This window comes from Kitasatospora sp. NPDC097643 (genome assembly GCF_040302625.1).
In the GTDB taxonomy this organism is placed as follows: Bacteria; Actinomycetota; Actinomycetes; order Streptomycetales; family Streptomycetaceae; genus Kitasatospora.
In genome coordinates this window covers 88,779-96,471 of the sequence record NZ_JBEOSA010000033.1, presented here as the reverse complement: position 1 = coordinate 96,471, position 7,693 = coordinate 88,779, and the positions used below count along the sequence as shown (strand labels likewise).

6 protein-coding genes, 1 tRNA gene and 1 pseudogene are annotated in these 7,693 nt (G+C 72.5%); 4 read left to right on the top strand and 4 right to left on the bottom strand.

The features are described 5' to 3' along the window. Positions 1 to 108: pseudogene (locus ABTY15_RS21920) on the bottom strand (ABC transporter ATP-binding protein); the annotation flags it as partial. A 298-nt stretch (positions 109 to 406) separates the two neighbouring features. On the opposite strand from ABTY15_RS21920, the gene ABTY15_RS21915 reads away from it, so the two are divergent. The 3 genes from ABTY15_RS21915 to ABTY15_RS21905 all read left to right on the top strand — a co-directional run bounded on the left by ABTY15_RS21915 (position 407) and on the right by ABTY15_RS21905 (position 1,914). Beyond that, a tRNA-Leu gene (locus ABTY15_RS21915) sits at positions 407 to 488 on the top strand. Between the two features lie 139 nt (positions 489 to 627). Further along, entirely contained in the window at positions 628 to 1,500 is an 873-nt protein-coding gene (locus tag ABTY15_RS21910) for a Bax inhibitor-1/YccA family protein (RefSeq protein WP_350596249.1), read from the top strand. 84 nt (positions 1,501 to 1,584) lie between these two features. Next, positions 1,585 to 1,914: a hypothetical protein gene (locus tag ABTY15_RS21905; RefSeq protein WP_350596246.1), complete on the top strand. Its 330-nt coding sequence runs from the start codon at positions 1,585 to 1,587 to the stop codon at positions 1,912 to 1,914. Positions 1,915 to 2,026: 112 nt separating this feature from the next. On the opposite strand, the gene ABTY15_RS21900 is transcribed toward ABTY15_RS21905, so the two are convergent. The 3 genes from ABTY15_RS21900 to ABTY15_RS21890 form a co-directional block, all read right to left on the bottom strand. Continuing rightward, the gene (locus tag ABTY15_RS21900; protein ID WP_350596241.1) at positions 2,027 to 2,974 is read right to left on the bottom strand and encodes a hypothetical protein; all 948 of its coding nucleotides are present in this window, start codon (positions 2,972 to 2,974) and stop codon (positions 2,027 to 2,029) included. A 299-nt stretch (positions 2,975 to 3,273) separates the two neighbouring features. Continuing rightward, positions 3,274 to 4,494 (bottom strand): acetyl-CoA C-acetyltransferase, encoded by a 1,221-nt coding sequence (locus tag ABTY15_RS21895; protein ID WP_350596238.1) that lies wholly within the window; start codon positions 4,492 to 4,494, stop codon positions 3,274 to 3,276. 62 nt (positions 4,495 to 4,556) lie between these two features. Beyond that, a complete protein-coding gene (locus ABTY15_RS21890) occupies positions 4,557 to 5,639 on the bottom strand; it encodes an SGNH/GDSL hydrolase family protein (RefSeq protein ID WP_350596236.1) in 1,083 nt (360 codons plus the stop codon). Between the two features lie 283 nt (positions 5,640 to 5,922). Between ABTY15_RS21890 and ABTY15_RS21885 the strand changes: the two genes are divergently transcribed. Then, positions 5,923 to 7,323, top strand: a complete 1,401-nt coding sequence (locus ABTY15_RS21885; RefSeq protein WP_350596234.1) for a cystathionine beta-synthase — start codon at positions 5,923 to 5,925, stop codon at positions 7,321 to 7,323. The last annotated feature ends 370 nt before the right edge of the window (positions 7,324 to 7,693 follow it).

Below are 7,693 nucleotides of genomic sequence, written 5' to 3'. Positions count from 1 at the left end.
GTCCAGGGCGACGACGCGGGTCTCGCCCTCCCCGTAGACCTTGTTCAGGCCGGTGGCGCGGGCGGCCGCCAGGCCGGTACGGACGGCGGTTGCGGTCGACGTGGTCACGGGGTGCTCCTTGCTGGTCGCGGTTTTCCTACCCTCCAATGCTCCATTACGTGATCATGGAATATCGTCGCTCCCCCGAACGGTTGGCCCGACCACCGCTGGGTGTAGGCGGGACCGGCGCTCTCCTCCTGGGGTATGACGTCACCCCTGAGACCGGGCCGATGGCCTGAACCCATGCCCTTCGTGGCCGAATTGCGAACTGTTCGTCAGATGGCAAGGAAACATGACAACTTCCCAGGCTGGGAACATGCGAAAGAGCGATCCGGGCGACTAGGCTCAGGGGTGGTTCACAGGAGACGCCCGGATGGTGGAACGCAGACACGGGCAGCTTAAAACTGCTTGGCCGCGAGGCCGTGCCGGTTCGAGTCCGGCTCCGGGCACCGCTCGACTCGCGGGGGCGCCGACGGCGTCCCCGCCGGGCGTCGTTCAACGGATCCTCCTCGCGGCGTATCCCAATATTTTTGCCAAGCCATTACCCTGGTTCGGGGCGGTGCAGTGCCGCCACGGAGGGAATGAGCAATGAGAAGCAGCAACCCGGTCTTCTCCCGGGAGGGGTCCTTCACCCGCGAGCCCGGCTACGCGGGGTTCGGAACCACCACGCAGGCCGGGGGGCCGTACGGCAACAACCCCTACGCGGGGAGTCCTTACGCCCAGCAGCCCCAGGACCAGGGCCCGCTGACCGACGAGCAGCTGTACGAGATGTACAACGGGCCGTCGGCCGGCCCGGCGGCCACCGGGCGGATGACGCTCGACGACGTGGTCGCCCGTACGGCGATGACGCTCCTCACCCTGGTCGCCGCGGGCGCGGTGGCCTGGTTCGCGCTGCCGTTCAAGAACTTCGGGTTCGCGATCGGCGCCAGCCTGGTGGCCTTCGTCGTCGGCCTGGTGGTCTCCTTCAAGCGCAGCGTCAGCCCGCCGCTGATCCTGCTGTACGCGGGCCTGGAGGGCTTCGCGCTCGGCGCGGTCACCCACGCGTTCAACGTGATGTGGCCGGGCATCGCGATCCAGGCGGTGCTGGGCACCGCGGCGGTCTTCGCGGCGATGCTGTTCGCCTACAAGAGCGGCCGGATCCGGGTCACCCCGCGCTACACGCGGATCGGCATCGCGGTCGCCATGGGCTTCCTGCTGCTGCTGGTGATCAACGGGATCGCGGCGATGTTCGGCGCCGACCTCGGTCTGCGCTCGGGCCCGCTGGGCATCGTGGTCGGCCTGATCGGCATCGGTCTCGGCGCCTTCTTCCTGTCGCTGGACTTCGCGGCGATCGAGGAGGCCATCGCCCAGGGAGCGCCGCAGAAGGAGTCCTGGCGGGCCGCCTTCGGGCTCACCCTGTCGCTGGTCTGGATCTACGTCGAGATGCTGCGGCTGATCGCGATCCTGCGCGGCGACGACTGATCGACCGCCCTCCCGCCGTACCACTGCCGCCGGGCCCCCGGAGCCGACCGCTCCGGGGGCCCGGCGGCGTTTAGGCTCCTCTGCATGGAAGACGTACAGCCCCTCATCGACGCCGTCGACAAGCTCGCGGACCGGTTCCGCTCGATGCCGCAGAGCCGGCTGCTGGGCGCCGTGCCCGGGTACGACTCGCGGGCGGCGGCCGGGTTGGCGCTGGCGCGGCGGCTGGCGGCCCTGGCGCTGGCGGCCGAGGGCGAGCCGGAGCGCGAGCTGCCGGAGGCCGGGGCGTTCGCGGTGGGGGACCAACTCGCCGTCGCCGGGCACGACCTGGCGGCCGCGCTGACCGCGACGGCCGACCCCGCGGTGCTGGCGCAGGCGTCGGTCGCGGTCGGGGAGACCGCCGCGCTCTGCGGCTGAGCGCTCCCGGACACGCCGAAGGCCGGCCGGGTCGGAACCCCTTCGACCCGGCCGGCCTTCGGCGTGCGTGCTGTGCGTGCTGCGTGTTGCGTGCTGTGCTGCTGAGGTGCGGTCAGATGCTGGCGACCACCCGGTCGGCGAGCACGTAGACCGCCTCCTCGTCGGTGGAGAAGGTCAGCGAGTACGAGCCGGAGAAGCGCGAGCCGCCGAGCAGCCGGACGTGATCACCGGCGCGGACCGCGTCGATCAGCCGGTAGGCGGCCTCCCGGTCGCCCGGGGCCACGCAGAGGGTGGTGCCGTCGGCGAAGGCGTACACGTCCAGGGTGCCGAGCGGGCCCGGGCGGACGTCGACCAGGGCGACGGCGTCCTCGGCGAGGGCGGCCAGCCGGGTGTCGGTCCACTCGCGGGACGGCGCCTGGCTGGGCACGAAGTCGGGGTGCGAGGGGTGCCGGCGCGGGTCGGGCGCGGCGACCGGGGCGTCCTCGACGACCGCGTCGGCGTCCAGCAGCCCGGCCTCCAGGCCGGTGGCCAGCAGGTCGGCCTCGCGGCGGGCCCGGGCGTCGCCGGTGCCCTCGGCGGCGGGGGCACCGGCAGGGTGGCCGGGACGCAGCGGCGCGCCGCCGTCGGTGCCGGGCTGGGCGGGGCCGCCGTCGTTGATCAGGTCCTCCAGCGCGGAGCGCAGCGCCTCGCCGAACTCCGGGTCCATCGTGCCGGCGTTGTCGGCGGCGTCCTGCGGGCCGGTGGGGCGGGGGAAGAACAGCGGCCACTCGTCGGTGCCGGCGAACGCGCCGGTGAAGGGGGAGTCGAACAGCGGCGCGTCCTCGGCCGCGCGGGCCTCCTGCTCGGCCCAGAACGCCCGGGCCTCGGTGATCTCCCGCTCGCGGTCGGCGGCGAGCGCCTCGGTGACGGCCCGGCGTATCGCGGCCTCGTCCACCGGTGCGGGGACGGCCTCGGCCGCGGCCCGCGCGTCCAGCCGGCGGGAGAGTCCCCGGAGGTGGAGCAGCACGGCGGTCGACACGGTGATCAGGATCAGCAGCAGGATGGTGTAGACGGCGCTCACGGAACGTACTCCTAGGGAGGAGCGGAACGGGGTTACGTCTCCACACTGCCGCATGCGGGGGTGTTACCGCAGTGGCGAATGTCTAATTTGTCCGAGACTTTCGCTCTTGTCCCCAAATTGTTAGGTAACACCGCTCTACGCTGCGGAGTTGATCCGCTCCACACTGTCGATTTCCGGGCCGAAAACGACAGAAAAGAGGGCCGGATCGACCTCGCGGTGTGATCCGGCCCTCAATTACTCTGCGTCACTCCAAATGGGTGGTCCAGACCCTTCGGGCTTGACGCGACGCGGTCGGGCGGTCAGCTGAGCCGCTCGATGACCATCGCCATGCCCTGGCCGCCGCCGACGCACATGGTCTCCAGACCGAACTGCTTGTCGTGCCACTGCAGGGAGTTGATCAGGGTGGTGGTGATCCGGGCGCCGGTCATCCCGAAGGGGTGGCCGACGGCGATGGCGCCACCGTTGACGTTCAGCTTGTCCAGGTCGACGCCGAGGTCCCGGTAGGACGGGATGACCTGGGCCGCGAAGGCCTCGTTGATCTCGACCAGGTCGATGTCGTCGATGGTCAGGCCGGCCCGCTGGAGCGCCTGCTTGGAGGCCTCGACCGGGCCGTAGCCCATGATCTCGGGGGAGAGCGCGCTCACGCCGGTGGAGACCACCCGGGCGAGCGGGGTGATGCCGAGCTCGCGGGCCTTGACGTCGGACATGATCACCAGCGCGGCCGCGCCGTCGTTCAGCGGGCAGCAGTTGCCGGCGGTGACCGTGCCGTCCGGGCGGAACACCGGCTTCAGGCCCGCCACGCCCTCCAGGGTGACGCCGGCCCGGGGGCCGTCGTCGGTGCTGACCACGGTGCCGTCCGGCAGGGTCACCGGGGTGATCTCGCGCTCCCAGAAGCCGGCCTTGATGGCGGCCTCGGCGAGGTTCTGCGAGCGGACGCCGAACTCGTCCTGCTCGGCGCGGGTGATGCCCTTGAGCGCGGCCAGGTTCTCCGCGGTCTGGCCCATCGCGATGTAGGCGTCCGGCACCAGGCCGTCCTCGCGCGGGTCGTGCCACTCGCCGCCGCCCTCCTCGGCGCGCCGGGCGGTGCGGGCCACGGCCTCGTCGAAGAGCGGGTTCTGGGTGCCCGGCAGGCCGTCCGAGGTGCCCTTGATGCTGCGCGAGACGGTCTCCACGCCGGCCGAGATGAAGACGTCGCCCTCGCCGGCCTTGATCGCGTGCAGCGCCATCCGCGTGGTCTGCAGCGAGGACGAGCAGTAGCGGGTGATGGTGGCGCCGGGCAGGTAGTCCATGCCCATCTGGACGGCCACGATGCGGGCCAGGTTGTGGCCCTGCTCGCCGCCGGGCAGGCCGCAGCCCAGCATCAGGTCGTCGATCTGGCGCGGGTCGAGCTGCGGGACCTTGGCCAGCGCGGCCTGGATGACGTGGGCGGTCAGGTCGTCCGGGCGGACGTCCTTGAGCGAGCCCTTGAACGCCCGGCCGATCGGCGAACGGGCGGCGCTGACGATGACGGCTTCGGGCATGGCGGGCTCCTCGCTGGGTGACGGCGGACTGACGTCCGGGAGGAAAGTTACCGCCTGGTAGATCAGGCGTCACCCGTACCAGCGTGTGAGCTGGCCGACGTGTTCCCGGCGGCCGGACCGCCGTCCTCGCGGAACTCCTCGGCCGTCCAGGAAGCGGGCAGGCCGACCCGCAGCCGGTGGCGCAGCTGCGCCCAGCGGCGGCCGGCGGCCTCCGACTCCACGGCCGCCACCTCGGTGCCCGCCCGCCCGGCCGCCGCCGCGGCGGCCATCGCCACCGGCAGCACCGTCCCGCCCGGGACCGCCGCGGACGGGCGCTCCTCCTCCGGCCAGTGGCCGAGCGCGGCGCAGACCGAGGGCAGCACGGCCATCGCGGCCGTCGCGTAGCCCTGGGCGGACGGGTGGTAGCGGTCGGCGGCGAACATCTCCGGGCGCGCCGCGAACTCCGGGCCCAGCAGCGAGCCCAGCGAGACCGTCCGGCCGCCCGCCTCCACCACCGCGATGGTCTGCGCGGCCGCCAGCTGACGGCTGAGCCGCCGGGCCACCCAGCGCAGCGGCGGGCGCACCGGCTTGATCGTCCCGAGGTCCGGGCAGGTGCCGACCACCACCTCGCAGCCGTTCGCCCGCAGCGCCGCGACCGCCTCGCCGAGCTGGCGGACGGCGAGCTGGGCCGGGCTGTGCCGGGTCACGTCGTTGGCGCCGACCATGATCACGGCGACGTCCGGGTGGTGCGGCAGGGCCTGCTCCAGCTGGCCGGACAGATCGCCGGAGCGGCCGCCGGAGCGCGCCACGTTGACCAGCCGCACCGGCCGCTCGGCCACCGAGGCGAGACCGGCGGCCAGCAGCGCGCCGGGGGTCTCCCGGGAGCGCAGCACCCCGAGGCCGGCGCCGGTGGAGTCGCCGAGGACGGCCAGCACCAGCGGCGGCTGCGGGGCGGCGGAGCTGTCGGCGAAGGCCTCGCCGTAGACGCCGTCGGCCCGGGGCGGGTCGCCCTCCAGGACGCCGATGGCCTGGATGGCGAGCCTGCTCTCGGTCAGCAGCACGCCCACCAGGCCCACCCCCAGCAGGCCGAGCCCGCCGCCCCCGTACGCCGCCGCCGTGGCGATCCGGCGGGCCACCCGGGCCCGCGAGTCCTGTGCCCCTGGCATCCGGTGCCCCCTTCGCGTCCTCGTGCCGCCCCCTCCGGGGCCAACGGCAATGCCTGTCCACCCCCTCCTACCCGCCCGCGGGGCGGGGCTACCGGTGGCGTGGGCCGTTGGTGGGTGTCCGCTGCGCGGGGCTGTCGGCGGGGTGGGGCGCGTTAGTCGGGATGGGGCGCGGGGCGCGGGGTTGCGGGGCGGGTGGGGCGGAAGGGCGGCCTGGGGCGTGCCGTACGGCCTAGGCTTTGCAGTACCGAATGCACTCGCATGCCCACAGACCGGGAGGACCCCCGTGCGGTACCACAACTCGATCATCGACCTGGTCGGCAACACGCCGCTGGTCAAGCTGAACAAGGTCACCGAGGGCATCAGCGCGACCGTGCTGGCGAAGGTCGAGTACTTCAACCCCGGCGGTTCGGTGAAGGACCGCATCGCGATGCGCATGATCGAGGCCGCCGAGGCCTCGGGCGCCCTCAAGCCGGGCGGCACCATCGTGGAGCCGACCTCCGGCAACACCGGTGTCGGTCTGGCGATCGTGGCCCAGCAGAAGGGCTACAAGTGCATCTTCGTCTGTCCCGACAAGGTGTCCACCGACAAGATCAACACTCTGCGCGCCTACGGCGCCGAGGTGGTCGTCTGCCCGACCGCCGTCGCCCCGGAGCACCCGGACTCCTACTACAACGTCTCCGACCGCCTGGTCCGCGAGACCCCGAACGCCTGGAAGCCGGACCAGTACTCCAACCCGGAGAACCCGGCCTCGCACTACCACTCCACCGGCCCGGAGCTGTGGGAGCAGACCGAGGGGAAGATCACCCACTTCGTGGCGGGCGTCGGCACCGGCGGCACCATCTCCGGCACCGGCAACTACCTGAAGGAGGTCTCCGGCGGCAAGGTCAAGGTGATCGGCGCCGACCCGGAGGGCTCGGTCTACTCGGGCGGCACCGGCCGGCCGTACCTGGTCGAAGGCGTCGGTGAGGACTTCTGGCCCACCGCCTACGACCGCAACGTCGCGGACGGGATCGTCGCCGTCTCCGACAAGGACTCGTTCCAGATGACCCGCCGCCTGGCCAAGGAGGAGGGCCTGCTGGTCGGCGGCTCCTGCGGTATGGCGGTCGTCGCCGCACTGGAGGTGGCCAAGGACCTCGGCCCGGACGACGTCGTCGTCGTCCTGCTGCCGGACGGCGGCCGCGGTTACCTGTCCAAGATCTTCAACGACGACTGGATGGCCGACTACGGCTTCCTGCCCTCGGCCACCGACGAGGCGCACATCGGCGAGGTGCTGGCCCGCAAGGACGCCATCGAGCACGAGGGCATCCCGCAGTTCGTCCACATGCACCCCAACGAGACGGTCGCCGAGGCGGTCCGGGTGCTGCGCGAGTACGGCGTCTCGCAGATGCCGGTGGTCTCCCCGGGTGCCGGGCACCCGGACATCATGGCCGGCGAGGTGATCGGCTCGGTGGTGGAGAAGCTGCTGCTGGAGGGCGTCTTCGCGAAGGAGATCGAGCTCACCGACACGCTGGACAAGGTGATGTCCAAGCCGCTGCCGGTGGTCGGCTCGGGTGAGACGGTCACCAACCTGATGACCGTCCTGGAGAAGGCCGACGCCGCGGTGGTGCTGGTGGAGGGCAAGCCGCAGGGCATCGTCACCCGGCAGGACCTGCTGGGCTTCCTGACCACCCGCGCCGCGCACTGACCGGACGTCACGGAGCCGTGGCGGTGGGGCGGATGGGGCGATCCGGCCATGATTCGCCCACGGGCGAAGTGGTACACCGGCGTCACGTCCCCGCAGCACGTGGTTAACAACCGTCCTGCATCGTGGTGGTCAACGGCAAGACGCCGAGCGAGACGACGGCGACCGTCCGGGAGCGGCTCCCCGGCGGCCGCGGTCGGCTCCGGACACGTCGGGCGGCCCTGACCCGGCCGGCCGTGTCCGCCCTCCCCGTCCGGCAACGGGGGAGAGGGCACCGCCGTGGGAGGCGCCGTCGTCCCGCCCCTGCCCGACTCCGGTCGGTCACCAGGGTGCGGCGGCTCCCACGGACCCACCGCGCCGCACGGCGCGTCTC